We start from the raw sequence: 25,083 nt of genomic DNA, 5'->3' as shown, positions 1-25,083 counted from the left end.
GGCCACTGCTCAACGCCCTGCTCAACACCGCGAGCGGCGCGACCTGGGTGTCCCTGCACCACGGCGGCGGCGTCGGCATGGGCTTCTCCCAGCACTCGGGCATGGTGATTGTCTGCGACGGTACTGATGAAGCGGCCGAGCGTATCGCACGCGTGCTGCACAACGACCCGGCGACCGGCGTCATGCGTCATGCCGATGCGGGCTACCAGATCGCGATCGACTGCGCGAAGGAGCAGGGCCTGAACCTGCCGATGATCACCGGTAAATAACACACCCCCTGTAGGAACCGGCTTGCTGCAGGCGGCGCTCCGACGAAAGCGGTTCGTCTGGCCCACCAGGGTGCCTGCATCGCCAGCAAGCCGGCTCCTACAGAAATCCCCCCATACGAGGAAACTGCCATGAGCAGCAGCCCGTTTACCCAACAACTGCAAGGCGTTCGCGTGCTGGACTTGAGCCGCGTCCTGGCCGGCCCGCACTGCACCGCGATGCTGGCGGACCTTGGCGCCGACGTGATCAAGTTCGAAGTGCCGGGACACGGCGATGACAGCCGTCACCTGGGTCCCTTCAAGGACGGCGAGAGTGTTTACTTTGGCCTGATCAATCGCGGCAAGCGCAGTGTCGAGATGGATTTCAAGTCCACCGCAGACCTGGCCCGCCTGTATGAACTGGTGCGCGACGCCGACGTCGTCGTGGAGAACTTCCGCCCCGGCGTCACCCGTCGCCTGGGCATCGATTTCGATACCCTCAAGCAATACAACCCCAGGCTGATCTACGCGAGCATCTCCGGCTTCGGCCAGCATGGTCCGCTGTCAACCAACCCGGCCTACGACATCGTCGCGCAGGCGATGTCCGGGCTGATGAGCGTCACCGGTTTTGCCGACACAGGACCGACCCGCAGCGGCGAGGCCATCGGTGACTTGTGTGCCGGGGTCTACGCCGCCTGGGCCATCAGCTCGGCGTTGTTCGCCCGCGAGCGGCACGCGCCGGGCCCGCAATACATCGACGTCGCCATGTTCGATGTGCTGTTCAGCCTGCAAATGACCGGCCTGTCCAATCTCTTTGCCAATGGCGTCGCGCCGGGCCTGGTCGGCAATCGCCATCCGGTGTCGACCCCCTTCGATACCTATCGCGCGGCGGATGGCCAGGTGGTCATTGCGGTCGCCAGCAACAAACTGTTCCAGCGCCTGTGCGAATGCATGGGCAAGCCAGAACTGGCCAGCGACCCACGCTTCGCCGATGACCCGCAACGCACGCAAAACGAGCCGGCCTTGCGCGCCGAAATCGAACACTGGACCGGCCAACTGAGCGTCGACCAGGCCTGCGACACGCTCCTCGATGCCGGCGTACCGTCCTCCCCGGTGTGGAACCTCGCCCAGGCTGCCGACAGCGAACAGGCACAGGTTCGTCAATTGCTGGTTCGCCCCGCGGGCTGCGAGCAGCCACTGGTGCCGCAACCGGTTTTCTTCAATGGCCATAAACCCCATGCCCTCACCCTCGCGCCTCGCCTGGGCGCTGACAACGAGGCATTCGGACTGAACAAACAGGAGATTCCCCATGAACTTTGAACTGGACCAGGTCGAACTGGCCGTTATCGAAACCGCTGAAAAACTGGCCCGCGAGGTGATCCAGCCGCGCGCCCAGCATTACGACGAAACCGAGACGTTCTGTGCCGAGAGCCTGCAAGCCCTGGCTGAACTGGGTGGCATGGGCATCAACCTGCCCGAAGAATATGGTGGCCTGGGCATCGGCAGTCTGGCAATGAGTCGCGTGGTCGAAGCCGTCGCCGGCGCCTGTGCCTCAACCGCGTCGGCCCTGACCGCGCACTTCCTGGCGACCGACTCGATCCTGATCGGCGGCACCGAAGCGCAAAAGCAGGAATGGCTGCCCCGCGCTGCCAGCGGCGAGTTGCTCGGGGCATTTGCCCTGACCGAACCGGCCGCGGGCTCCAACCCGGCCGACATGCGCTGCCGGGCGCAGGCTGAAAACGGCGGCTGGAGAATCCGTGGCAGCAAGCACTACATCACCAACGCCCGTGAAGCCGGTTTCATCGTGCTCTACGCCAAGACCGACGCCGACGCCGGGCACAAGGGCATCAGCGCCTTCATGATTCCCCAGGGCACTGCGGGCATCAGCTTCTCCAGTCCGGAAAAAACCATGGGCCTGCGCGGCAGCACCATCTATGAACTGTCCCTGGATTGCTGGCTGCCGGCATCGGCACTGCTGGGCAGCGAAGGCGCCGGTTTCAACACCGCCATGGCCGTACTCGACCGCGGCCGCGTCGAAGTCGCCGCCATGTCCCTGGGGGTTGCCAATGCGGCGTTGCAGGCAAGCCTTGCCTGGGTGCGCGAACGGCAGATCGGGCCCAAGCCGCTGGCGGCCTATCAAGGCACCCAATGGCGCATCGCTGACATGCATGCGCAGCTGGAAGCGGCTCGCATGCTCACCTGGAAAGCCGCCGCGCGCCGTGACAGCGGCGAACGCTTCAGCCTGGAATCGGCCACTGCCAAGTTGTTCGCCGCCGAATGCGCCGGCTTCATTACCGATGCCGCTCTGCAACTGCACGGCGGCTACGGCTACATCCGCGACCTGCCGCTGGAGCGCTATGTGCGCGACGCACGGATCCTGCGGATTTTCGAGGGCACCTCGGAAGTGCAGAAAATCATTATTTCGCGAAGCGTACTCGACGCCCAGCGCTAACCGGGCAAAAACCGGGGCCTGCCTTGCAGGCCTCATCCCGAATGTCCCCACCTGAGAAGGCTGTCGTATTCCACGACACCCGAGAGGAACCGCCATGTCCGCCTCCAAAGAAAGTGCGCAGCGCAAGTCGTATATAGAACGGCGATCCATCGATTACATTCCCGAATCCGAGCGCCATGGACGACTGCTCAGTCAGTTCACCCTGTGGTTCGGCGCCAACCTGCAAGTCACCGCCATCGTCACCGGAGCCCTGGCCGTGGTGCTGGGCGGCGATGTGTTCTGGTCGCTGATCGGCCTGCTGATCGGTCAACTGCTGGGCGGCGCGATCATGGCCTTGCACGCAGCCCAGGGCCCGCAGCTGGGCCTGCCGCAAATGATCTCCAGCCGTGTGCAGTTCGGTGTCTACGGCGCCGTCATCCCCATCGTTCTGGCCTGCCTGATGTACGTGGGATTCTCCGCCAGCGGCTCGGTGCTCGCCGGCCAGGCTATCAGCCAGTTGCTAAACGTCAGTGATGGCACCGGCATTCTCATTTTCGCGGCGATGATCGTCGTGCTGACCGTGCTGGGCTATCGCACCATCCACTGGATCGGACGGCTGTCGAGCCTCATTGGCGTGGTGTCGTTTTTCTACCTGTTCTACCGCTTGCTGTCCGCCCACGACATCGGCGAACTGCTGGCCAACCGGCACTTTTCCCTGAGCAGTTTTCTGCTGGCGATCTCGCTGTCGGCCTCCTGGCAGATCGCTTTCGGCCCCTACGTCGCCGACTATTCGCGCTATCTGCCGAGAAGCACATCGGCCCTGAAAACCTTTCTCGCCGTTGGGCTGGGATCGGTCATCGGCACCCAGATCTCCATGATCTTCGGTGTGTTCGTCGCCGCGCTGGCGGGGGATCAGTTCGCCGGGCACGAGGTGTCCTACATCGTTGGCCTGGGTGCAAGTGGCTTTGTGGCGTCGCTGCTGTTTTTCAGCATCGTGTTCGGCAAGGTCACCATCACGACCCTCAACGCCTATGGCAGCTTCATGTCACTGGCAACCATCGTCAGCGGTTTTCGCGGCAACCAGGAAATTTCCAGGGTGTCGCGCCTGCTCTACATCCTGGTCATGGTCGGCGCGGCGACAGCACTGGCCTTGATGGGCCGCCACTCGTTCCTGCATGACTTCTCCGCCTTCATCCTGTTCCTGCTGGCGTTTTTCACCCCCTGGAGCGCGATCAACCTGGTGGACTTCTACCTGGTGACCAAAGAGCGCTACGACATTCCGGCCCTCTCGGATCCTGATGGCCGCTACGGACGCTGGAACCTGCCCGGCATCGCGGTGTACACCCTCGGCGTGGTGATCCAGATGCCATTCATTGCCACCAGCTTCTACACCGGCCCGCTGGTCGAAACCCTCGGTGGCACCGATATCTCATGGCTGATCGGCCTGATAGTGCCCGCCTTCATCTACTACTGGGTGGCACGGGGTTCGCACCAACGCGTGCCTTCGCGGCTGATTCTTCCGCAAGAGTCCAATCCGCTCTGATCCGGCTGCAGGGCGGCGCGCCAGGGCCGCCCTGCCCGTAACCCTGAACAATCACTTTTTCCCTGATGAAACCACCATGCTTGCAATCGACGCCTCCACCCATTCGCCACTCAGCGCTCGCGACCGGCTGGTTCGCGCTGCAGTCGAGCTATTCGCAACACGTGGCTTCCAGGCCATTGGCTTGCGTGACCTGGCAAGTCACGTCGGGTTGCAGGCCGGGTCGCTTTACCACCACATCGAAAATAAACAGTGCCTGTTGTTCGAGCTCATCGAATCCGCTTTGTCCGACTTGCTGATCATCACCAGGCGTCGCATGAAAGGCGCCAAAACCCGCGCCGAACGGGTACGTCGCTTTGTCCAGGCCTTCGTAGGCTTTGCCTTGACCGAAAAGCACCGATTGATCCTGGTGACCCGCGAGTTCGTGAACCTCGACGAGGCCCACAAACATCACGTCGACAAGTTGAAGCACGCGCACCGTGCGATGTTGAGCGACATCATCGCCGATGAACGCGCACGCAAAGACAAACCCCATGCCGAGACCTGCCTGATCACCCATGCAGTGATGGGTATGCTCTATGGCCAGTTGCACTGGAACGAATTGGAGATTGCTGAACGGCAGCTGACGGAACTACTCACGGTTTGCGTCCTGCGCATTATCGCAAGAGACGGCCTGAGTGCCGACCTGACTTCAAGTGATCACAATGCGCAGCACTGGTTTGTCGATCCGAAAAGCGCACATGCGCACTTGAACCTCAAGCCATGATTCGAGGCTTGCAGCGGGGCCGCCGGACTACGTCAGCTCAAAGCGCTCTAACGCGTAATCCTTGCCGGCCAGGGTCAGTTCAAAAATGGTGGAGCCGAACGTCCCCCTTGTGACTTTTTGCTTCACAAGACGTTTGGCCTGGAGTTGCTTCAGACCGGTTTCAACTTCTAACGTGCTGAGGGAGACCAGCTTGCAAATCGAGTCCAGATTTGCAACTTTCCTGAAGTTCGCATGATAGGCCAAAGCTTCCATCAACAGCGTCTGGTTTTCCGTCAGCCGTGGGAACTGAGGGTTGTTCTTTTTGTAAATTTTTCGCTCTATCTCGTGTAACTCGCCGTCCGTTCCTTCGGTGATGCGGGCGTAGAAAATCGCTACAGACAGCATGGCGATTAAAATCGCGATAATCATCAGCAGCGACCAATTCGGCATTGGCGTTTCCAGCAATAGCCAATCCCGGAAAAATAGCAGCCAGCCCGTGGCCACAGCCAGCAACGTCAGGTCGAAGTAAGTGTCGAGCAGCGTCATGGCAGCCCCAGCGACAAGCAAAATTCCAGCCGGATAGGCCATGGCCTTGAACATGAACGGGGAGCGCTTGCCTTGTGCTGCCATGCTACTCGTCTCGAGTATGGAAACAGATGTCATCAGCATAGCAGTGGAAAAGTGCTCCTTGCAGGAGACCTGCAAAGATCAGCTACCGATCCAGCAAAGGTGCCAGCAGTGCGCACATGCCGCGCCAGTGCGAACCCTCCCAGTAAATTCGTTGGCAACCGTCGCAGCGCAGGAAGTGCGAATAGAGGGCGCCAACCCGTGGCGGCACCTGCAAACGGGCGAGTTCCGCGCTGATCTCGTGCAGCGGCAGGTTGCAATGAAGGCACAGGCTGAATGGCCGCGCGCTACGCGCCAGGTCCAGGCGCTCGTATATTTCACGCAGCTGCAGCGATGGTTTAAGGGCATGCACGTAGCAGCCGTGGCTGATGATGCGCCGCTTGAGCAGCTCGCGGTCGCGGGTCAGCACGATGCGCCCTTGGGTTGCTGCGATCTCGGCGATCTCGCCATCCTCGAAGCCATTGTCGTAGAGCGTGTCGAAGCCGCTCATGCGCAAAAGGCTGGCCAGGCCGCCCAGGTGCGCATCTGCGACAAAGCGCAACACACGTAAAGGTTGCGCACGAACCTTCAGCAGCGGGCTGATGTCCAGCGCTTCGAATTTGGGATACACCGCCAACCGGTCGTCGTCGATGATCACCCGATCCAGGCCCACCGACTCACCGTTGAGCAGCACCAGCTCGACCTCCGTGTGCGGTATCCCGAGCGCCTCGATCATGTGCTTGACCGTCGCCCCTCGCGCGCACTCGCAGGTGAATGACTGCCGCCGTCGCTCGGCCGGCAGGAAATCGTTGAGCTCCTCATAGAAGCGGAAATTTGCACGTGTCATGCTTTACAGTATGGCAGGGCTACAGGATGCGCGAGTCGGGTTTAAGCATCTGCTGCGGCAGGCTGAATCAGCTGGCCTGCGCTACCCGGCCAGCTATCCCACCGACGTCGCCCTTGCAGCCCGCGCCGGTTCACGGGATGTCACCAGGCCGATGAAGGAAATCGCCAACGCCAGGCCGATGGTCGTGCTCACTTCGGTGCGGTGTTCGGGCGTGATCATCATCACCGCCAGCGCCGCACAGATGAACAGGATGACCAGCCAGGTGAGCCACGGGAACAACCACATGCGAAAGGCCAGCTCGACCTTCTGCCGGCGCAACATGCGCCGCATGCGCAGTTGTGACACGGCAATCGCCAGGTACACCAGCAAGGCGATGGCGCCGGAACTGGCGAGCAGGAACTCGAACAGGCCGGCGGGCATGAAGTAGCTCCAGACAGTGATCGCGGCGCCCAGCACCGTGCTGGCGATGACGGCGGCCCGCGGCACGCCTTCGGAGGAGGTCGCCTTGAGCACCTTCGGTGCGTCGCCACGACGGCCCAGCGAGTACAGCATGCGCGAGGCAATGTAGATCGAGGAGTTCATGCAACTGGCCACGGCGATCAGTACCACCACGTCCACCATGAACTTGGCGTGGGGAATGTCCATCAGCTCAAGCGCGCGCTGGTAGGAACCCACGGAAGCCAACAGCGGATCATTCCAGGGCACCACGGAGATCACCACGAAAATCGACAACAGGTAGAACACTCCGATCCGCCAGATCACCGAGCGAGTGGCCTTGGCAATGTTTTGCGCGGGGTTATTCGATTCGGCAGCGGCGATGGTGACCGCCTCCGTACCGATGAAGCTGAACATGATGGTGATGAAAGCGCCGACCACCGCGGACAAGCCGTTGGGGGCAAAGCCGCCGTGCTGGGCCATCAAGCCGCTCAAGCCGCTGACCTGGCGATCGGGAACCCAGCCCATCAGCACGGCAAAACCCACACCGATGAAACCGATGATCGCCACGACCTTGGCCATGGCAAACCAGAATTCGAACTCCCCGTACTTGGACACACTGAACAGATTGGTCACCACCAGGGCGATGATCGAACCCAGGGCGAACAGCCAGGCATCGACCTGGGGAAACCACTGGTGCAGCACATGGCCGGCCGCCAGGGCTTCGATGGGAATCACCAGGACCCAGAACCACCAATAAAGCCAACCGATGGTAAACCCGGCCCAGCGCCCGATGGCCTGGTCGGCATAGGTAGAGAACGATCCGGTATCGGGATTGGCCACCGCCATTTCCCCGAGCATGCGCATGACCAGCACGACCAGCAGGCCGGAGAACAGATAGGCCAGCAAGACGGCCGGGCCAGCCGCGGCAATGGCATGCCCCGACCCGACGAACAGGCCGGCACCAATGATGCCGGCGATGGAAAGCATGGTGACGTGACGAGGCTTGAAGCCCTGCGCCAATTGGCCGTTCGAATCCTTGAAACTGGGGCTTGTCATTGTGGGCACCGCGGCAAAAGATGCGCCACCTTACCCGGCTTTTCCGCCAAATCAATTACCTGATCGCGTCGCCTCCGTACCTGATCTCGACACGGGGCGCGTGTCCGGTCGCAAGCAGAACTGATCAGTCATCAACGGCTCGTCCCTTGTCTTCGGCCACAGTCATGGTGTGGGGAAACACCACGCCCACCCGCTCGGCATACTTCATCCAGGCCGCCTTGAGCCGTTGCACCGTCTCCGGCTGAGCAGCAGCCAGGTCGGTGGTTTCGCCGCGGTCCTGCGCCAGATCGAACAATTGCCATTGCGGCGGCTGGGCGTTATCGCCAAACCCGCCCTGCGGGCGCATGCCCAGCAGCTTCAGGTTTCCCTCGCGGTAATAGGCATTGCCGAACAGCTCTCCGGCCAGGCTGTCGTTAATGTGCGGGCTGCCTTTACCGGCGAGCATTGGCAGCATTGATTTGCCGGTGATCGGGTGTTTATCGGCATCGGCTGGCAGTGCGATACCTGCCAGTTCCAGGAAGGTCGGCGCCAGGTCATCCACCCGCGCTACGCCGCGTTCCACCCCCTGACGACGCAATGCCTTGGGCAACTGGACGATCGCCGGCACGCTGATGCCGCCTTCTGCGGTGGTGCCTTTGAATAGGCGGAAGGGAGCCGCGCTGACCTCGGCCCAGCGCAGGCCATAGTCGATCTGTGATCCCTTCTGCCCGAGGTTGGCATAGCTATTGTCGGTGCGCGCGCCGGGTGGATAGAACTGAGCGTGGTTCTCCCCCGCCGCCCCGTTATCCGACATGAACACGATCAGGGTGTTGTCGTATTGGCCACTCTGGCGCAGGTAATCGATCAGGCGGCCGATGTTGTGGTCGAGGTTATCGACCATGGCAGCGTAGATTTCCATCTTCCGCGCCTCGACCTGTTGCTGCTCAGGGCTCAATTGCTCCCAGCCCGGCAGCTTGGGATTCACCGGCAACGGTTTCGCCGGCTGGGCGTCGCCCGCCATCAAGCCCAGCTTTTTCATCCGCTCGATACGCGCCAACCGTACGCTGTCATAGCCCTGATCGAACCGCCCCTTGTACTTGTCCAGGTACTCCTTGGGCGCTTGCAGCGGCCAGTGCGGCGAGGTGAAGGCCGCGTAGGCGAAAAACGGCTTGCCGTCTTTCTGGCTGTTTTGCAGGTAGCCGATCAGCTTGTCGGTGTAGAAGTCCGAGGAATAGAAATTCTCCGGCAACTCCACGGCCTTGCCGTTTTCGCGGTAGTGCACTTGCTCGATTTTTGTCGGGTCGATGCTGGAGGGTTTGAAGTGCGATGCACCGCCCTCCAGCAAAGTGAAAGACTGCTCGAATCCTCGTTGATCAGGTCCTTGATCCGCCTCCAGCCCCAGGTGCCATTTGCCGACCATCAGGGTGCTGTAGCCGCCCTGTTGCAGCAGTTCGGCAATCGAGTAAGAACGCTGGTTCAGATACCCCTCGTAACCCGGCTTGCCCCGTTGAAACGGTTGCAAGGCTTCAGCCATGGTGCCGAGCCCGGCGAGGTGATTGTCGGTGCCGGACATCAGCATCGAGCGGGTGATCGAACAGGTCGGCGCAGCGTACAGGTTGGTGAACTGCAGGCCATCCCTGGCGAGTTGATCCAGGGTTGGCGTACTGATTTCGCCGCCATAGCTGCCCAGGTCGGAATAGCCCAGGTCATCGGCCACGATCAGCAGGATGTTAGGCTGCACGGAGCCTGAGCTGGCCGCCATGGCCAGGCTGCTACCCAGCGCCAGCACGGCCGTCAGAAAGGTGTGAGGCAGACGCATGTGTTCTCTCTTATTGTGGTTGATCGAGGGTTGTTCGGTGCCTGGCTTACGCTTCAAATATCGCCACCGCGCGAACAAACCCCGCCGATGCGTGCTTGATCTTGTAGGGGAAACACGACACCGTGAACCCACTGGCCGGCAGGGATTGCAGATTGGCGAGCTTTTCCATTTGCCCATAGCCGATATCGCGTCCGGCCTTGTGCCCCTCCCAAATGATCGAGGCATCGCCGTCGGCTGCAAAACGCTCCCGGGTGTACTTGAACGGTGCGTCCCAACTCCAGGCATCGGTGCCGACCACCCGCACCCCACGCTCCAACAGATACAAGGTGGCTTCACGACCGATTCCGACACCGGCATCCAGATACCCCGGTTGACCGAATAACGCCCCGGCACGGGTGTTGACCAGCACGATATCCAGTGGCTGCAATTGATGGCCAATTCGCCCCAGCTCGGCTTCGATCTCGTCGGCCGTCACCACATGACCGTCCGCCATGTGCCGAAAGTCCAGCTTCACTCCCGGTTGCAGGCACCAATCCAGCGGTAACTCATCGATGCCGAACGCCGGCTGACCGCCATCGGTGGTCGAGGCGTAATGCCAGGGCGCATCCATGTGCGTGCCGCTGTGGGTGGTGATGTGCAGTCGCTCGGCCGCCCAGGATTCGTTGCCTGGCATCTGCTCGAGCTGCAGCCCGGGGAACATCGCGGCCATTTCCGGCCAGCCTTGTTGGTGATCCATGTAATCGATCTTCGGCAACAACGGTGGCGGATCGGTATAGGGGTTGTTGTCGAGGGTGACCGAGAGGTCGACGAGACGACGCTTAGGCTTGTTTGGCTGTGACATGAAGGGTCTCTCCGGTCAGGGGCAAGTGTCGGGGGGCGGCGGGATAAAGGGAGTTGCGGACCAGCGCGGCAGCATTACGGTCATGGCTGAAACCGGCGGCCCGGGCCTGCGGGGTTTTCAGGGGCGGCATTCGGCCGAACAACGCTTGCAGGGCGGCGTCGGGCGCATAGCTGATCAGCTTGCGGCGCTCCTGCCCATAGCGCTCGGCCAGTGCGTCGACCACTTGGCTGATGGACAGATGCAGAACCGGCAACTGCCACACCCGTTGCGCGCCCAACGCGGCGCCATCGAGCTCTGCAGCGTGGATCAGGTTGTTCACACAGCAGCGTGCCGACATCCACCAGGCTGTCGCCTCTGGCGAGACCGGGCAGCGATAGGATTCGCCTTCGGCAAAGGCCCGCATCAAGTCGCTCATAAATGCCGAACGCAAGCCATTGGGCTCGCGGGGCCGGGCGACAATGCCCGGCAGGCGCAACACGCGACCATCCACGTCGCCGCGCCGGGCAAGGTCGCTCACGGCGCTTTCCACCATGGCCTTGTGCGTGCCATAGGACAGTTGGGGGTGCAACTCGGCAGTCTCGTTCATCCGTTCCGGCAAATCACCGCCATACACTGCGACGCTGCTGGCATACACCAGGACCGGCGGCTGGGTTTTGTTGCGCAGCTGGTTGAGCAATTCCAGGCTGGCCAGCAGGTTGACCTGGTAGCCGAGTTCGTATTGTTCTTCTGCCGCGCCCCCGGGAATGCTGACCAGATGGAACACCACGTCGATGCCGTCGGCCAACACCCGGCGCATCAAGGCCGGATCGGTCACGCTGCCGAAATGACGACGCAGGCGAGCGTCTTCCGGCAAGCCCTGCAAGTCCCTGTCCAGCACCAGCAACGAGCCAATGCGCTGGCCGCGCAAGCTGCCCCGCGCCAGCAGGCAGCGCACCAGCTCTCGTCCGACAAAACCATTGGCACCGGTAATCAACACACGCATAAGCCGCTCCTCAGCCTTGGGCCTGGACCACGCATTGATCGATGCCGCCGAACAGCGACAGGCCGTCGCTATCCAGGACATCCATGCGCACGCGGTCGCCAAAGCGCATGAAGCCCGTCTGTGCGGCACCGTGCTCGATCATTTCAATGGCGCGACGCTCGGCAATGCAGGCCGAACCCGCACTGCGCTCGGCATTCGAGACCGTACCGGAGCCGATCAGCGTGCCCGCGCGCAGCCGGCGAGTCAGCGCCGCATGGGCGATCAACTGGCCGAAGCTGAAGTTCATCTGCCCGCCGTTCGGATGACCGAACCATTGGCCATTCCAGTGCACCTGCAACGGCAAGTGCACTCGCCCATCGCGCCAGGCATCACCCAGCTCGTCCGGGGTGATGGCCAGCGCAGCGAAGCTGGACGAGGGCTTGGCCTGCAAGAACCCGAAGCCGGTACGCATTTCCCGCGGGGCCAGGGCGCGCAAACTGACGTCGTTGATTTGCAGAATCAACTTGATGTGCCGCAGCGCCCTTTGTGCGTCGCAGCCCATTGGCACGTCATCCACCAGGACCACGAACTCGCCTTCGAAATCGATGCCCTGGCTCTCGCTCGGCAGCGCGATATCGTCGCGCGGACCAATGAAATCGTCGCCGGCCCCCTGGTACATCAGCGGCGTGTGTTCGACGCCGTCGATGGGATCGAGGTTGAACGCTTTCTGCATCAGCGCACCGTGACTGAGGAAGGCCGAGCCGTCGCACCACTGATAGGCACGCGGCAAGGGCGCCATGGCCTGGCTTGGGTCGAAGGCAAAGGCATCCGCCGCTTCGCCGGCATTCAATTGACGGGCCAGCACCTGCAAACGCGGCTCGCTGCTGCTCCAGTTTTCTATGGCGTGCTGCAAGGTCGGCGCCACGCAGCTGGCGTCCAGTGCCCAGGCGAGGTCTTGCGAGATCACGACGAGCTGACCGTCGCGGCTGGCGTTTTTCAGGGTGGCGAGTTTCATACCGATGCTCCTTGCTCAGGGTTCAACTCTGCGGCGAAGCGCCCGTCGAGAAGAATGAAGACCATACGTGCCATCGCTTCGGTGCGGTTGCTCCAGGCGTGGTTGGTGCCGCGCTGCACCACGACGTCGCCGCGCTTGAGGTGCACCTCCTCCTGATCCAGTACCAGCCACACTTCCCCCTCGGTGACGATGCCGTAGTCGAGCGTCTCGGTGCGGTGCATCAATTTGTGCCGGGAGTCGGCTTTGCCGGTGCCGGCGTGGGATTGGCCAATTTCGGCGAACGCTGCCGCGGCCTCTTCAGCGCTGACCTGGTTCTGCACGCTGTCTGGTGGAATATCCACCACCCGAATCACGCTGCCCTGTGGTCCGGGGCTCAGTTGCAACGGTTTGCTGCTGGGATCGCTGGCGTTGTCCAGCAACGCCGGGCTGGCGCTGCTGTTCCACAGTTCATGAAACACCGTGCCCGGCACGGACGACAGCGGGAACACGTTCGGCGTCGGCCCATTGCTGGCGACGATCGCCTGGCCATGTTGATCGTGACCAGTAACCACTCGTTTGAATTCAGGAAGCGCTTGCATGGAATATCCTCGTTCAGTTTCCGTCGCCGGCGGTGGTGCCACCGGCAACAACATTCGCATGAGGTGACAGGCCACCGAGCCGGGGCACGGCCAGACAAAACGCCGCCACCAACAGTTGCAGCCCTCCGACGATGGCCAACGCATGCGGTAGCGCGGTGACGACGCCAGCGGTCAGGCCGAGAACCACCAGGGGGCTGATAAATTCGCCGGCAAAGATGGCCGCGGTAAAACACCCCGCCGCCCGCCCGCGTTGATGGAAATTGACTTGCGCCATGATCCAGGTGATCAGCGTGGGCAGCATCAAGCCGATGCCCAGGCCGTTGATCGTCACGGCAACCACGACCTGCACATGGGTCAAGGCGTCAGCCATCAACAGCCCGCCGATGCCCGCCAGTACGAAGGCGATCAACAGCATGTGTTGCCCCCGCATCCCGCTGAACAAACGGAAGCTCAACGCCCCGATGAGCACGCCCAGTTGATTGGCGCCCATGGTGATGCCGATCTGTTGCGGGGCATCCACGTGCAGCAGGTTGAGCAGGTAGCCGGCCTGTACCGGCACGATAAACAGGCTCATGCCCGCCAACAGCGACAACACATACATGGGCATAAGGGCGCGCCATGGAAATTTGCCTGCCGGCACCGGCGGCGTTGCTCGCTCTGGCTGCGTGCGAGGCTGCGGCTCCCACAGTTTCCAGGCCATCAGCGGCAGGAAAACCAGGCCTACGGCGTACAAGCCAAACGGGGTACGCCAGTCGTTTTGTCCGAGAAAGCCACCCAGCGCGATGAACACCGCCGCCGACAACGACGTGGCGACCATCTGCAAGGCGAACAATCGCTCACGCCTGGCACCGCTGTAGTAGTCGCCCATCAATGTGGTGCAGCAGGTCATGATCCCCGCCTCGGCCAATCCGATGCCCGCACGACTGAGCACGATTGCCGGCAACGAGTCGAGCCAGAGCGGCAGCACGCCGCAGAGCACGTACAACAACATGCTGGCCAGCAACAATGGCTTGCGCCCCAGCCGATCGGCGATCAGCCCGGCGAACGGCGCCAGCAAGGCGATCATCAAAGCCGGCAAGGTCAACACCACAGGCACCAGCACGGCGCTGCCGGGCACGTCGGCAAAATGCGCCTGCATCCGCGGTAATACCGGGGCCAGCAACACCGCGCCCAGCACCGGCAAACAGCTACCCAGCAGCAACAACAGCGATTGCGCCAAGCCGGCTTGTCGGCTGGCGTTTTCTACGGGGGAATTAGCGACCATGGCAGAGCTCCTTGATTCGCAGCTGATGAACGTCGGCAATAACCACCGACTCAGACCCCGCCACGTTGGCTGACGCCATTGGCACAACGGCACCCTGTGCCTCGCTGCGTGCGGGTAACAGGAAGTACGCCAGCGCCGGCAGCAACACCAAGGCACCGACCATGTTCCAGACGAACATGAACGCCAGCAGCACGCCCATGTCGGCCTGGAACTTGATCGGTGAAAACGTCCAGGTCGCGACGCCAATGGCCAGGGTGATACCGGTCAGCATCACCACCTTGCCGGTAGAAACCAGCGCGCGGTAATAGGCTTCGGACAGGCTTGCCCCCTGGCGCAGATGACCCAGGAGGATGCTCATCACGTACAACGCATAGTCGACACCGATGCCCACGCCCAAGGCGATGACCGGCAGCGTGGCGACTTTCACGCCGATGTTCAGCCAGACCATCAAGGCTTCGCAGAGGATCGACGTCAGCATCAAGGGAATCACCGCGCACAGCGTGGCGCGCCAGGAGCGGAAGGTGATCAGGCACAGCACAATGACCGCGCCGTAGACCCAGACCAGCATCTCGCGGTTGGCTTGCTTGACCACGATGTTGGTCGCCGCTTCGATGCCGGCATTACCGGCGGCCAGAAGGAATTGCACCTCGTCGGTGTTATTTGCCGCGGCAAATTTTTCCACGTGTTCGACCAGGCGCGTCAGCGTTTCGGCCTTGTGGTCGGTGAGGTAGGCATACAGGGTCAACAGGCTGCAGTCTTCGTTGTACAACCCGCGCGGTGCGCTGGCGGTGATCATGTTGAGCATCGCCTGGTTGTTCTGCAGTTCGTACCACTTCGGGTTGCCTTCACTGAGGCCGACCAGCATGCGTCGGTTCAGCAGCGCCAGCGAGTTGGTCGAATCAACGCCCGGCAAGGCACGCAGTTGCCAGTCCAGGGCGTCGACCTTGGCGAGAATGTCGTAGCGTGCGCAACTGCTGGCCGGGGTTTTCACCATGACCGCGAACAGGTCGCTGCTGGCGCCGTAGTGACGGGTCAAAAAGGCATCGTCCTGGTTGTAGCGCGAGTCCGCACGCAACTCCGGCGCGCCGGCATCTAGGTCGCCGATTTTCAGTTGCAGGCTGACCAGAAAACCCACCGCCGCCAGCGCGAGGCTGATGGCAATGCACAGGCTGGCCCAGCGCCGATGGGTGAACAGGTCGAGAAAACGCCAGAAGGCATGGCGCGTCTGCCCGGTTTGCTCGGCCTGTTCGCTCTTGAGGCTCAGTTGTGCCGCGCGCGGGGTGACACCGACATACGAGAGCAACACCGGCAGCAGGATCAGGTTGGTGAAGATCAACACCGCCACACCGATGCTGGCGATCACCGCGAGGTCTTGAATAACCTGGATCTTGATCAGCATCAGCACCGCAAAACCCACGGCATCGCACAGCAGTGCGGTCAGCCCGGCGAGAAACAAACGGCGAAAGGTAAAGCGCGCGGCCACGACCCGGTGCATGCCGCGACCGATGTCCTGCATGATGCCGTTCATCTTCTGCGCGCCGTGGCTCATGCCGATGGCAAACACCAGGAAGGGCACCAGCACCGAATACGGGTCCAGTTGGTAGTCCAGCAAGGGCAGCAAACCGAGCTGCCAGACCACCGCCACCAGCGAGCACAGCACCACCAGCATGGTGCTGCGCAGGCAACGGGTATACCAGAAAAGCACAGCGGTGGTGATCAGGATCGCGACGGCAAAAAACAACAGGATCTGCTTCAGGCCGGCAATCAGGTCGCCGACCTTTTTCGCGAACCCGGTGATGTGAATGTCGATGTTGGCGCTTTGATACGTGCTACGCAGTGCCTCCAGTTGCTCGGACAACACCGCGTAGTCAAGCGGTTTGCCGTCGCCGGTGGAGGCCAGCAAAGGCACGTAGATGATGCTCGAGGTCTGGTCGAACGCCACCAACTGCCCGATTTCATTGGAGCGCTGGACATTGCGCCGCAGCGCCTCGAGGTTAGCGGCGGTGCCGCTGTAGTCATCCGGTATCACGGGGCCGCCATCGAGGCCGTCTTCGGTCACGGCAACCCAGCGCGTGGCGGGTGTCCAGAGCGACTTCATGTAGGCCCGGTCGACACCCGGCGTCAGATAGAGTTTGTCACTCATGGCTTGCAGGGTTTTCAGGTACTCGGCGTCATAGATATCGCCATGTCGGTTGGCGACCACAATGCGCAGGGCATTACCCAGGCCGGTGAGCTGTTTCTGGTGCTCAAGGTAGTTGGCGATGTAGGGCTGTTGTGTGGGGATCATCTTTTCGAAGCTGGCATTGAGCTCGATACGGGTGGCTTGATACCCAAGCACCAGGGTGGTCAACACACACACCAACAGCACCCACAGGCGATGGTTGAACAATGTGCGTTCCACCACTGAACCGGAGCGCGGATCGAAATTCGCCAGGCTTGCCGTGGCGTTGTCGAGAGACGTCATAACCTCACTCCGAAGCGGTAGCGATTGACGGCGACAGGCGCGTCAACCCAGTAAAACCAGCCAGCGTCACGCTGCCGTCAGCGGCCTCGATGACACTGGCAACGGGCTTGCCGAGCGGTTTGCCATAAGGCTTGAGCAATGCGCCGGGCTGGTTGTTGGTGCGAAACAAGGCGCCACTCTGATTGACCAGCAGTAGCTGGCCGTCAGCGGTGCGAACTGCGTCACTGAAAGACACCGGCATCGACACCGGGGCAGGCTGGAAACTTTCGCCCAGGTCACGGGAGGTAAAAGCATTGCCCTTCAAACCTGCCACCAGCAACACGCCGTCGTCGCGCATCTGCAGGGTGAAGAAGCTCCCCGCGTAAGGGCTTTGCAGCTGGGTGAATGACAGGCCGGCATCGTCCGAACGAGCGAGATAACCCTGCTCGCCCGCCAGGAACCAGTGCTCGCCCTGTTGAACGATGGAAGACAAGTGCGCGCCCATCGGGTTATCTATTTGCCCCATGATGGAATGCCAGGTGGTGCCGCCATCGTCGGTGCGAAAGGCCAGGCCGTACGCGCCGACGATCAGGCCGTGCCGGGCATCGACGAATTGCAGGGCGAGAAACGGTTTGTCGGCTCCTTCGGCGCCAAGCCGTTCGGCCGTTTGCACACGTGCCGCTGCGGCATCCGGATCGCTCGCAGAAGGCAGTTGAGCAGTGGCGCCTACCAGCTCTAGCTGTGCGGCACGCAAGCCGTCCATTTGCACAACCCAGTGTTCCCCTCCGTCGCGGGAAGCCAGCACGACACCGGCATGCCCCACAGCCCAGCCGGTATTGGCGTCGACAAACTGCACGGCCGTCAGACTGACCGAAACCGGCACGACGGCTTGCCGCCAGTTGACGCCGTTGTCATCGGAAAGCAGCACGATGCCCCGCTCCCCCACCGCGACCAGCCGCGCACCCGCCCGGGCCAGGTCCAGCAGCACCGCGGATTTCGCTTGCGGCGCCTGCATCGCCGGGGTGTTCAGTGCGTTGCCCACCGCCTCGGCATGCGCCAGGCTAAACGGCATCGCCATCAGCCACACCAGCCGAACAATCACCTGACAGAATCTGTTCATACCGACCTCGAAATACCGTTTGAAACCGGATCACGCTGCGCAAGCCACGATCCGGCCGAACTCACCGTCCGTTTCAACGAACGCCAGCACCCGCCATCGCCGCCGGCGAGAACTCGGAGGCCTTGTAGCGATCGACCATGCCGTACTGCTCAGGCTGGCCGGTGTAGACGTTCTGGATAAACCAGGCACCGGAAGTCAGGTCATAGAAACCCGAGGACAATTGCGCTTGCGCGGGCAGGTCCGGCAGGACCGCCGGCAACGACCACAGGGTCTTGGCCAGTTGACCGTTGGCGTCCCAGCGATCGCCCAACATGGCTTGCCAGGTGTCTTCATCGAGGTAGTAGCGGCCCTTCGGCAACTGGTGACGCTTGCCCGGTGCAAGATCGGCCTCGACCACCCACACCCGGTGCAATTCCCAGCGCACGTAGTCCGGGTTCATGTGGTGGGCGAGAAACAGGTCTTCAGGTTTGGCGGCGGTTTGCACCTTGTTGGTGTTGTAGGGGATGTACATCTCCTGCTTGCCCACCAGTTTCCAGTTGAAACGGTCCATGCGGCCCTGGAACACGCTCAATTCGTCGAACGACATCACCCCGGCAGTCGCCGGTGTCGGTGTATCGCAGCAGGCATTGGGCAGTTTGCGTACGCGGCGCTGACCGGTCAGGTAAACGTGGGCCTGGGACAGGTCGCCATTGATGTTGGTGCGACCCATGATCTGCTCGCCGGCGCGCAACGGCGGCCCGACGTTGAGCAGACGGAACAGCCAATAGTCACCGCCGAACGACTCCGGCGTGCCTTCCTGGTAGTAATACGGCATCTCCTGGATAGCCTGGCCGTCGGTGGTCATGACCTGCTTGCCGTCGGCGGTCATCAGGTAATGACGGAAATGCATCGATAGCGAGGTACCGCGCCAGTTCAACAGATGGTTCCACATGGCTTCTGCGCCATTTTGCGGGATCGGGAACGGGATCCCGCCAAAGGCGCCTTCAGGCACGGGACCGGCGCTGCTGTCGACCAGCCTGGCGCGGGTGGCGTTTTTCAGAGTGTTGTCATACACCCATTGCGGCGCGGCGGCTGTGCGCCGGGTCGGGTACACATCGATGCGATAGGTGTCCGGGAAACGCTTGAACATTTCCTTGGTGCCGTCGCTGAGTTTGCCTGCGTACTGCGCCAGGTTTTTCGAGGTGATGCTGAACAGTGGCTTGTCTGCGGCGAACGGATCGGAACGCTTGCCGCCTTCCTTGAACGTAGGATCGACCTTGGTGTAACCACCGTCCCAGGCCGGAATGGAGCCATCGGCATTACCGGCACGCTCGGCACCGAAAGGCGTCAGGCTTTTTGACAGTTTGGCCGCGTCTTCCGACGTCGCCGCCCATGTCATCTGACTGCAAATGGCCAGGCTGCCGAGCAGTGCAAAGCACAGGGCCTTGAGCTTGAAGGCACCGGTTTTCTTATTGTGGGTCATGCGCAAGTCCTCTTAAAACGTGGTCTTGACGGAGAAAGCCAGGTAGTCCCGGTCTTTCAGCGATTGCTTGTAATTGAACTGGCTGAGCGCGTTGAGGTTGGTGTCCTCGGCGCCGTAGTAATGCGTGTAGGTCAGCCCGGCGGTGACGCGATCCAGGTAGGTCGCGGTGATGCCGATGTTCATGTCGCCGCCGTTGTCGGGGCCGAAGGAGCTGACAACGGCCGATTTGCCCAGCGGGAAATAGCTGAGACCGACCGGAAAACTGATATCGATGCCGGAGAAAAACTGGCGGTAAGTCGGGGTGTAGACCACCTTGAAACCGAGGCCGTCATCGGTGGCATTGGGGTCAAGGGCGGCACGGTTCTTGGTGACACTCAGCAGGCGGTTCCAGGCGATCTCACCGACCAGTCCCGATTCCCGGGCAAGGAAGTTCGGCCCGAACGAGGCCAGGACGTTGAGGTTGACGTGGGCGGTACGGCCGACGGCATACAGGGCATCGTCATCGTTATCGGCGACCACCCCGGGCAGGACGGTCTGGCCGTTGGAAACCAGCGGCATGTTCCAGCGCATCGAGGCTTCGCCAGCGAAGCTGTACTCGTCCATCGTGGTGGAAAAACTGGCACCGAAAGCACGAATATCCTCGGGGTACACCCAGTAATACTCACCGATCTGGCCGGTGCTGAAGTTCGGCGCACCGGTCGACGGCTTGAGATACAGCTTGGGGGTCTTGTCGTGGTACTGGATCGCATACAGGCCGTACTCGACCGTCTCGGCGCTGTACTTCAACTGCAAGCCGCCCTGCCCCGAGCTTTTCGCTTCCTTGTCATTGCCATGGAAGAACGCCGCCGGGCTGCTGGCGTTGCCACCGAGAAACGCTGGAAACGGCGCCCCCACGATCAAGCGTTCGTTGCCTTCACCAATGGTGTCACTGGTGGAGAAGTAACTGCCGGCGCCCGGCAGGCGCGTCTCTTCCCATTCCAACTGGTAAAAGGCGCCGAGCGACACGTCGTTGGTCAGTTGAAAAGTCCCCGACAGCTGACTCACCGGCCGGGTGATTTCCTTGAACTGGGTGTTGGGTACGGACTGCGCCTTCACCACATCGACCGGCGCCATGCCACCGGCAATGCCGTTGGCCCCGAAGAACAGGCTCTCGCCCCAGATCAACCCGTGGCGCCCGGCGCGCACGGACGTGGCGTGATCGGCCAGCGAGCCGTTCCAGTACACGAACGCATCAAGCAATTCACCGTCGCCGCCATGCAGGTGGCGGGTGTCGTCGGTGAATTCGTCGTAGGCCACGGAACGGGCGTTGGCCCGTGCCGGGTCGTCGTTGTCGTTATCGTGTTGATAGGCGGTGTCGTACCAGGCCGCCCCACTGAGGCGCGCGCCGACATTTTTAAACGACATATCCAGTTCGGAAAGGATGTCCGTACGGTTGGAAATCAAGCCCTTTTTGAAGGCCCGGTCGCCGTCGTCCTGGTTGAGTGCCACTTGGCCCTCGGTCAGTTTGCTGCTGGGATTTTGCGTGCGCCAGGCAGCGCTGTACTTCACGGTGTTATCCCAACGCAGGTTGAAATCCGGATTGCCGGTATCCACCGAAAAGGCAAGGGCCGCCTGGCTGCACAGCACCAGGGCCGCGGCCAGACTGAAAGCAAAGGGTGCAGACGTGCTGACCGGGCGGCGCGCAAGCGTCGCAGTCGTGGAACTAACCATCGCGTTAACCTCTTGTTTTTATAGTGGTAACTGCTGCGGGTGAATCAGATGGGCTCAGCCGTCCGCGCGAGCATCTGCTTGACCAGGCCAATGCGGTCGAACTCGCGGTCGTGTTGCATTTCCTTGTCACCGGCCAGCACCGAGCTTTCGCTGATGTATTTGCAGCGCTCGAAACGGCGTGCCATGAAGCGCTGCAGTTGTTGCTCGATGCTGCCGTCGCGGGTCAGTTCTTCACTGAGCACGATGGCATCTTCAATCGCCATGCCGGCCCCTTGCCCGAGGTGCGGCGTGGTCGCGTGGGCGGCGTCGCCGATCAGCAGGACGCGGCCGCGATACCAGGGCTCGTCGACGAACACCACTTCCATCGGCTTGTAGACCACTTGGCTGCTGTCGGTGATTTGCTCACGCAGTTCGCCGATGAGGCCGGTAAAGCCCTGCAAGCGCTGACGCATCTGTTCGGCCAGGGTCGTAGGATCCATCCACGGGTTGGACGGTTCGTGGGACGTGAGGAACAGGTACATCAGGTCACCGGCCAGCGGCACCAGGCCGGCATTGCCTTCGGCGCTCTGGTAGTTGGCGAGGTGGTCGATCTGCGGCGCGCGCGGGAAGTTATAGCGCCACACCGATTGGCCGGTGAAGCGTGGTGTGTAGGTGTCGCCGAACAGCAGATCGCGAACCCTGGAGAACAGACCGTCAGCGCCGACCACCAGGTCATAGACCGCACTGCTGCCATCGGTGAACAGCACATCCACGCTATCGCCTGTGTCCTTCAAGGATTCCACGCTCAGCCCCAGGCGTACTTGAGCACCGAGCTCCAGCGCCGTTTCGCTGAGGACCTTGTGCAGCGCCAGGCGTGAAATACCGACGTTGGCCGGGTACGCAGGCCCTGCCAGGCGTTGACCCGGGATGCGCGCCAGCTGCTGACCGGCCGGGCCATAAATGGCGACGTCTTCAAAGGCGTACGCCGCATCGAGGTAACCGTCGAGCACGCCCAGCTTGGCCATCTCGCGGACCACGTTGCTTTGCTGGATGATCCCGACGCCGTACACCGTCCACTCCGACTTGAGCTCGATCAGATCGACCTCGATGCCCTTGCGCCGCAAGGCGATGGCCGCACACAAGCCACCAATGCCACCGCCCACGATCAGAACTTTGTTCACTGCACTCATGGTTTTCTCACTTGTTATTCTTGTGATTCGATGCAGCGTCGGGCACTGCGTCGTTGGGTCCAGCTTCCCGTCAAAGCAGGGATTTGACTAATCGCGAGTAGGGATGCGATGTATCTCCAAACGCGATACCTCGACGGCGGGCGGCGCGATCCGAATGCCGGGCATTTGCAGCACCAGCCAGCCCTCCTCCACGCGCCACGGCAATGCCTCCAGCGATTGGCCCAGACAGGGGCCGTAGACGCATTCACCGGTACTCGGCAGAAACTGCGCACCGTGGGCGTAACAGACGATCAACTGGCCGTCGGCGGATAAAAAACGGTCTTTGCGGTACTCCAGGCGTACGTCCAGGTGTGGGCAACTGTTGCGATAAATCCGCAGCTGCCCCTCGTGCACCAAGGCAAAGACACTGTCCCTGCCGCGCTGCAATGGATCGAATCCGCGCGCCTGCCCTTCCATCAGTTCGTCTATCCGGCAAAGGGGAAAATCGCTGTGGTGCATGACAGAAACCTGTGTAGGAGCGAGCATGCTCCGGGCGGAGTTCCGACGAAAAACCTGAGAGCACCGCGGGGCGTCAGGCTTGCCGCGTCATCGTTAACGACCATCGCTGGCAAGCCAGCTCCTACAAAGGCGGGCCTCCGGGTGCCCATTTTTCTTTTGAGTTGAACAGGAACAGCTGCGAGTTATCCGCCGACAACGGCGCGCGACGGGCCTCCCAGGCGTCATCGTGTTTATCCATGTCGGCGTCGTATTCAATGTGGCAACCCAACGGACTGTTGAAGTACCAGAACCAGTTGGAGCCAAAGAGGTGGCGCCCAGGCCCCCAAAAACTGGTCCAGCCCTTTTGCTCGAAACGTGTGCCGGCCAACAGCACTTCGGTGCCACTGCCCATGTGGAAGGTGAAGTGTTCGCAGCCCTTCATGTGTGGCGGGGTCTGGATCATGAACAGGCAGTGGTGATCATCGGAACCGGCCGGACGCATGAACGGCCCGGCACCGATAAAGGTGTCCGTGGTCCGAAAGCCCAGGCGTTCGGCGTAGAACGCTTCGGCTTTGGCCGCGTCGGGAACGAAATAAACTACGTGGGACAAGGTGCGTGGCACCGCACTCATATCGAGCGTAATGCCCGGCTGGTTCAACGGCCGTTGCGGCGAGTGGCCGGCGGCATTGGTCAGGTCATCCGGGGCGTTATAAGCCTTGCGCACGGTGACCTGGAAGGCGATTGCGAAGCCCATGTCGTCGACGCTGTGCAGCACGCCGTTTTCCCGGGAGACCTGACGGTCGCGCGCCAATTCGTCTTCGATGGCGTCGAGGTCCGCCGCGCTGGCAACGCCGTAGACGGTTTCGCGTATAGACGGTGCCGGGCCAAGCGCAACCGGCAGGTTCGGATCGTCCGCTCGGCGAATGATCACGGCAGTGCCGTCCAGCGCTTCGAAGCGCCCGCCGTGGCTGTCGACGTCAACTGGCGCCAGGCCGTAGTCACGCAGGCAATCGGTACAGGCTTGGATGTCATCGACGCCAAAGATCAGGGCATCAAGGCCAATGATGTTCATGGCTACCACTCCATTGAAATTATGATCCGGAGACTGCTGCCGAGCGCTCGACAAGGCCGATCAGCGAGGCATGGAATCCGGTGGTGGTGTCGGCCAAAGGTCCGACTGCGGCGAAGATTGACGTGGGATTTGGCAGCTGACTAATCGCGAGTGGGGATGCGACCTATCGGCAAACGCGATACCTGAATGTGCAGGAGGACGGCGCACAAACGGGGTTGACGAGACGATGAATTCACCGGAATGTATCGTCAAAATAAATACAACAGCGGGCCTGCCTGATGCGTTTCAACCACCTGGATCTCAATCTGCTGGTGGCACTCGATGTGCTGCTCGAAGAGCAGAACATCACCCGTGCCGCCGAGCGCCTGCACATGACGCAGTCCGCAACCAGTGGCGTGCTCGGGCGTTTGCGCAGTTATTTCGAAGACGAGCTGCTGGTGCAGGTGGGGCGCAAGATGCAGCCCACGCCCTACGCCCGGGAGCTCGCCAAACCGATCCGCGAAGTGCTGCTGACGATTCAATCCTCGATCACTGCCAAGCCGGTGTTCGATCCCACTACCAGCAAACGCCACTTCCGCCTGGTGACCTCGGATTACCTGATCAGCGTGCTGTTCGCCCAGGTGATTCAGAAGATCCATCAGGAAGCCCCGAACATCACGTTCGAGATGCTCGGCCCTGGCGACAATTCCGGTGAGCTGCTGATTCGCGGCGAGGTCGACCTGATGATCGTGCCTGAGCGCTACATCATCGACGGCCACCCCCACAAGCTGCTGTTCGAGGAAGAACATGTCTGTGTGGTGTGGGACGGCAATACCCAGGTTGGCGACAGCCTGACCCTGGAGCAGTACATGGACATGGGCCACGTCTCCGTCGGTTTTGGTCGCACCCGGCACTTGAGCATCGAAGAATGGTTCATGAACCAGTATGGTTTCAACCGCCGTATCGAAGTCATCACCAACGACTTCAACACTCTGCCGCAACTGGTCGTCGGCACTCAACGCATCGCCACCATGCACCAGCGCCTGGCGCGCCTGTATGCCCAGCACCTGCCACTGCGCATCCTCAATCCTCCGGTGAAGATTCCGGTCATGCGCGAGGTCATGCTCTGGCACCGCAGCGTGGACGGCGATCCGATGCACCGCTGGCTGCGTGAGCGCATCAGCGAGTTCATCCAGCATCTGGAACGCGATCCTATCGCCGCTCGCGATACCTCTCATCCCGAGTCGCGATTGGTCAATTAGCCGGGGCGTCCTTAACGTGCCTTG

21 protein-coding genes and 1 pseudogene are annotated in these 25,083 nt (G+C 61.6%); 6 read left to right on the top strand and 16 right to left on the bottom strand.

Annotation, left to right across the window (positions count from 1 at the left end; all coding sequences use genetic code 11):
- The 5 genes and pseudogenes from CGA21_RS25090 to CGA21_RS25070 form a co-directional block, all read left to right on the top strand.
- Window positions 1–269: pseudogene (locus tag CGA21_RS25090) on the top strand (urocanate hydratase); the annotation flags it as partial.
- Between the two features lie 129 nt (window positions 270–398).
- Complete coding sequence (locus CGA21_RS25085; protein WP_188265284.1) at window positions 399–1,565, top strand: CaiB/BaiF CoA transferase family protein; 1,167 nt, start codon at window positions 399–401, stop codon at window positions 1,563–1,565.
- Window positions 1,555–2,697 (top strand): acyl-CoA dehydrogenase family protein, encoded by a 1,143-nt coding sequence (locus CGA21_RS25080; RefSeq protein WP_110755206.1) that lies wholly within the window; start codon window positions 1,555–1,557, stop codon window positions 2,695–2,697. Before CGA21_RS25085 ends, CGA21_RS25080 begins: the two co-directional genes overlap by 11 nt.
- A 94-nt stretch (window positions 2,698–2,791) precedes the next feature.
- The gene (locus tag CGA21_RS25075; RefSeq protein ID WP_020798131.1) at window positions 2,792–4,219 is read left to right on the top strand and encodes a purine-cytosine permease family protein; all 1,428 of its coding nucleotides are present in this window, start codon (window positions 2,792–2,794) and stop codon (window positions 4,217–4,219) included.
- 76 nt (window positions 4,220–4,295) lie between these two features.
- Window positions 4,296–4,982, top strand: a complete 687-nt coding sequence (locus tag CGA21_RS25070; protein ID WP_188265283.1) for a TetR/AcrR family transcriptional regulator — start codon at window positions 4,296–4,298, stop codon at window positions 4,980–4,982.
- 27 nt (window positions 4,983–5,009) lie between these two features.
- On the opposite strand, the gene CGA21_RS25065 is transcribed toward CGA21_RS25070, so the two are convergent.
- The 16 genes from CGA21_RS25065 to CGA21_RS24990 form a co-directional block, all read right to left on the bottom strand.
- Window positions 5,010–5,591, bottom strand: coding sequence for a hypothetical protein (locus CGA21_RS25065; protein ID WP_020798133.1), 582 nt, complete (start codon window positions 5,589–5,591; stop codon window positions 5,010–5,012).
- 82 nt (window positions 5,592–5,673) lie between these two features.
- Window positions 5,674–6,414 carry a Mut7-C RNAse domain-containing protein gene (locus tag CGA21_RS25060; RefSeq protein ID WP_188265282.1) on the bottom strand — a complete coding sequence of 247 codons (741 nt, stop codon included), beginning with the start codon at window positions 6,412–6,414 and terminating at the stop codon, window positions 5,674–5,676.
- 93 nt (window positions 6,415–6,507) lie between these two features.
- Window positions 6,508–7,908: a GABA permease gene (gene gabP, locus CGA21_RS25055; RefSeq protein ID WP_188265281.1), complete on the bottom strand. Its 1,401-nt coding sequence runs from the start codon at window positions 7,906–7,908 to the stop codon at window positions 6,508–6,510.
- A 124-nt stretch (window positions 7,909–8,032) separates the two neighbouring features.
- The gene (locus tag CGA21_RS25050) at window positions 8,033–9,706 is read right to left on the bottom strand and encodes an arylsulfatase (protein WP_188265280.1); all 1,674 of its coding nucleotides are present in this window, start codon (window positions 9,704–9,706) and stop codon (window positions 8,033–8,035) included.
- A 46-nt stretch (window positions 9,707–9,752) separates the two neighbouring features.
- Window positions 9,753–10,547, bottom strand: coding sequence for a cyclase family protein (locus CGA21_RS25045; RefSeq protein WP_110755197.1), 795 nt, complete (start codon window positions 10,545–10,547; stop codon window positions 9,753–9,755).
- Window positions 10,525–11,529: an NAD-dependent epimerase/dehydratase family protein gene (locus tag CGA21_RS25040; protein ID WP_188265279.1), complete on the bottom strand. Its 1,005-nt coding sequence runs from the start codon at window positions 11,527–11,529 to the stop codon at window positions 10,525–10,527. Before CGA21_RS25040 ends, CGA21_RS25045 begins: the two co-directional genes overlap by 23 nt.
- Before the next feature lie 10 nt (window positions 11,530–11,539).
- Entirely contained in the window at window positions 11,540–12,523 is a 984-nt protein-coding gene (locus CGA21_RS25035; RefSeq protein ID WP_188265278.1) for a fumarylacetoacetate hydrolase family protein, read from the bottom strand.
- The gene (locus CGA21_RS25030) at window positions 12,520–13,101 is read right to left on the bottom strand and encodes a cupin domain-containing protein (RefSeq protein WP_188265277.1); all 582 of its coding nucleotides are present in this window, start codon (window positions 13,099–13,101) and stop codon (window positions 12,520–12,522) included. The genes CGA21_RS25035 and CGA21_RS25030 overlap by 4 nt, the downstream gene beginning before the upstream one ends.
- Window positions 13,102–13,114: 13 nt before the next feature.
- On the bottom strand, window positions 13,115–14,365 hold the full coding sequence (locus tag CGA21_RS25025; RefSeq protein WP_188265276.1) for an MFS transporter: 1,251 nt from the start codon (window positions 14,363–14,365) through the stop codon (window positions 13,115–13,117).
- A complete protein-coding gene (locus CGA21_RS25020; protein WP_188265275.1) occupies window positions 14,355–16,829 on the bottom strand; it encodes an efflux RND transporter permease subunit in 2,475 nt (824 codons plus the stop codon). Before CGA21_RS25020 ends, CGA21_RS25025 begins: the two co-directional genes overlap by 11 nt.
- A 4-nt stretch (window positions 16,830–16,833) precedes the next feature.
- The gene (locus tag CGA21_RS25015; RefSeq protein WP_188265274.1) at window positions 16,834–17,928 is read right to left on the bottom strand and encodes a WD40/YVTN/BNR-like repeat-containing protein; all 1,095 of its coding nucleotides are present in this window, start codon (window positions 17,926–17,928) and stop codon (window positions 16,834–16,836) included.
- Between the two features lie 73 nt (window positions 17,929–18,001).
- Window positions 18,002–19,390 carry a DUF1329 domain-containing protein gene (locus CGA21_RS25010; RefSeq protein ID WP_188265273.1) on the bottom strand — a complete coding sequence of 463 codons (1,389 nt, stop codon included), beginning with the start codon at window positions 19,388–19,390 and terminating at the stop codon, window positions 18,002–18,004.
- Window positions 19,391–19,402: 12 nt separating this feature from the next.
- Complete coding sequence (locus tag CGA21_RS25005; protein WP_188265272.1) at window positions 19,403–21,100, bottom strand: DUF1302 domain-containing protein; 1,698 nt, start codon at window positions 21,098–21,100, stop codon at window positions 19,403–19,405.
- 44 nt (window positions 21,101–21,144) lie between these two features.
- Entirely contained in the window at window positions 21,145–22,269 is a 1,125-nt protein-coding gene (locus CGA21_RS25000) for an FAD-dependent oxidoreductase (RefSeq protein WP_188265271.1), read from the bottom strand.
- Window positions 22,270–22,356: 87 nt separating this feature from the next.
- On the bottom strand, window positions 22,357–22,767 hold the full coding sequence (locus tag CGA21_RS24995; protein ID WP_188265270.1) for a Rieske (2Fe-2S) protein: 411 nt from the start codon (window positions 22,765–22,767) through the stop codon (window positions 22,357–22,359).
- A gap of 121 nt (window positions 22,768–22,888) precedes the next feature.
- On the bottom strand, window positions 22,889–23,818 hold the full coding sequence (locus CGA21_RS24990; RefSeq protein WP_188265269.1) for a VOC family protein: 930 nt from the start codon (window positions 23,816–23,818) through the stop codon (window positions 22,889–22,891).
- A gap of 278 nt (window positions 23,819–24,096) precedes the next feature.
- Here CGA21_RS24990 and CGA21_RS24985 point away from each other — a divergent pair, with 278 nt between their 5' ends.
- Entirely contained in the window at window positions 24,097–25,059 is a 963-nt protein-coding gene (locus CGA21_RS24985; RefSeq protein WP_110755185.1) for a LysR family transcriptional regulator, read from the top strand.
- Window positions 25,060–25,083: the final 24 nt, after the last annotated feature.

It is taken from the genome of Pseudomonas sp. PSB11, assembly GCF_014596605.1.
In the GTDB taxonomy this organism is placed as follows: domain Bacteria; phylum Pseudomonadota; class Gammaproteobacteria; order Pseudomonadales; family Pseudomonadaceae; genus Aquipseudomonas; species Aquipseudomonas umsongensis.
Note: the sequence above shows the minus strand (reverse complement) of the source record. Positions and strands in the feature narration are given on the sequence as shown.

What these genes read in the sequence shown, in the direction of transcription:
- CGA21_RS25085 (WP_188265284.1), top strand. Translation starts at nt 399, where the DNA reads ATGAGCAGCAGCCCGTTTACCCAACAACTGCAAGGCGTTCGCGTGCTG.
- CGA21_RS25080 (WP_110755206.1), top strand. Translation starts at nt 1,555, where the DNA reads ATGAACTTTGAACTGGACCAGGTCGAACTGGCCGTTATCGAAACCGCT.
- CGA21_RS25075 (WP_020798131.1), top strand. Translation starts at nt 2,792, where the DNA reads ATGTCCGCCTCCAAAGAAAGTGCGCAGCGCAAGTCGTATATAGAACGG.
- CGA21_RS25070 (WP_188265283.1), top strand. Translation starts at nt 4,296, where the DNA reads ATGCTTGCAATCGACGCCTCCACCCATTCGCCACTCAGCGCTCGCGAC.
- CGA21_RS25065 (WP_020798133.1), bottom strand. Translation starts at nt 5,591, where the DNA reads ATGGCAGCACAAGGCAAGCGCTCCCCGTTCATGTTCAAGGCCATGGCC.
- CGA21_RS25060 (WP_188265282.1), bottom strand. Translation starts at nt 6,414, where the DNA reads ATGACACGTGCAAATTTCCGCTTCTATGAGGAGCTCAACGATTTCCTG.
- gabP (WP_188265281.1), bottom strand. Translation starts at nt 7,908, where the DNA reads ATGACAAGCCCCAGTTTCAAGGATTCGAACGGCCAATTGGCGCAGGGC.
- CGA21_RS25050 (WP_188265280.1), bottom strand. Translation starts at nt 9,706, where the DNA reads ATGCGTCTGCCTCACACCTTTCTGACGGCCGTGCTGGCGCTGGGTAGC.
- CGA21_RS25045 (WP_110755197.1), bottom strand. Translation starts at nt 10,547, where the DNA reads ATGTCACAGCCAAACAAGCCTAAGCGTCGTCTCGTCGACCTCTCGGTC.
- CGA21_RS25040 (WP_188265279.1), bottom strand. Translation starts at nt 11,529, where the DNA reads ATGCGTGTGTTGATTACCGGTGCCAATGGTTTTGTCGGACGAGAGCTG.
- CGA21_RS25035 (WP_188265278.1), bottom strand. Translation starts at nt 12,523, where the DNA reads ATGAAACTCGCCACCCTGAAAAACGCCAGCCGCGACGGTCAGCTCGTC.
- CGA21_RS25030 (WP_188265277.1), bottom strand. Translation starts at nt 13,101, where the DNA reads ATGCAAGCGCTTCCTGAATTCAAACGAGTGGTTACTGGTCACGATCAA.
- CGA21_RS25025 (WP_188265276.1), bottom strand. Translation starts at nt 14,365, where the DNA reads ATGGTCGCTAATTCCCCCGTAGAAAACGCCAGCCGACAAGCCGGCTTG.
- CGA21_RS25020 (WP_188265275.1), bottom strand. Translation starts at nt 16,829, where the DNA reads ATGACGTCTCTCGACAACGCCACGGCAAGCCTGGCGAATTTCGATCCG.
- CGA21_RS25015 (WP_188265274.1), bottom strand. Translation starts at nt 17,928, where the DNA reads ATGAACAGATTCTGTCAGGTGATTGTTCGGCTGGTGTGGCTGATGGCG.
- CGA21_RS25010 (WP_188265273.1), bottom strand. Translation starts at nt 19,390, where the DNA reads ATGACCCACAATAAGAAAACCGGTGCCTTCAAGCTCAAGGCCCTGTGC.
- CGA21_RS25005 (WP_188265272.1), bottom strand. Translation starts at nt 21,100, where the DNA reads ATGGTTAGTTCCACGACTGCGACGCTTGCGCGCCGCCCGGTCAGCACG.
- CGA21_RS25000 (WP_188265271.1), bottom strand. Translation starts at nt 22,269, where the DNA reads ATGAGTGCAGTGAACAAAGTTCTGATCGTGGGCGGTGGCATTGGTGGC.
- CGA21_RS24995 (WP_188265270.1), bottom strand. Translation starts at nt 22,767, where the DNA reads ATGCACCACAGCGATTTTCCCCTTTGCCGGATAGACGAACTGATGGAA.
- CGA21_RS24990 (WP_188265269.1), bottom strand. Translation starts at nt 23,818, where the DNA reads ATGAACATCATTGGCCTTGATGCCCTGATCTTTGGCGTCGATGACATC.
- CGA21_RS24985 (WP_110755185.1), top strand. Translation starts at nt 24,097, where the DNA reads ATGCGTTTCAACCACCTGGATCTCAATCTGCTGGTGGCACTCGATGTG.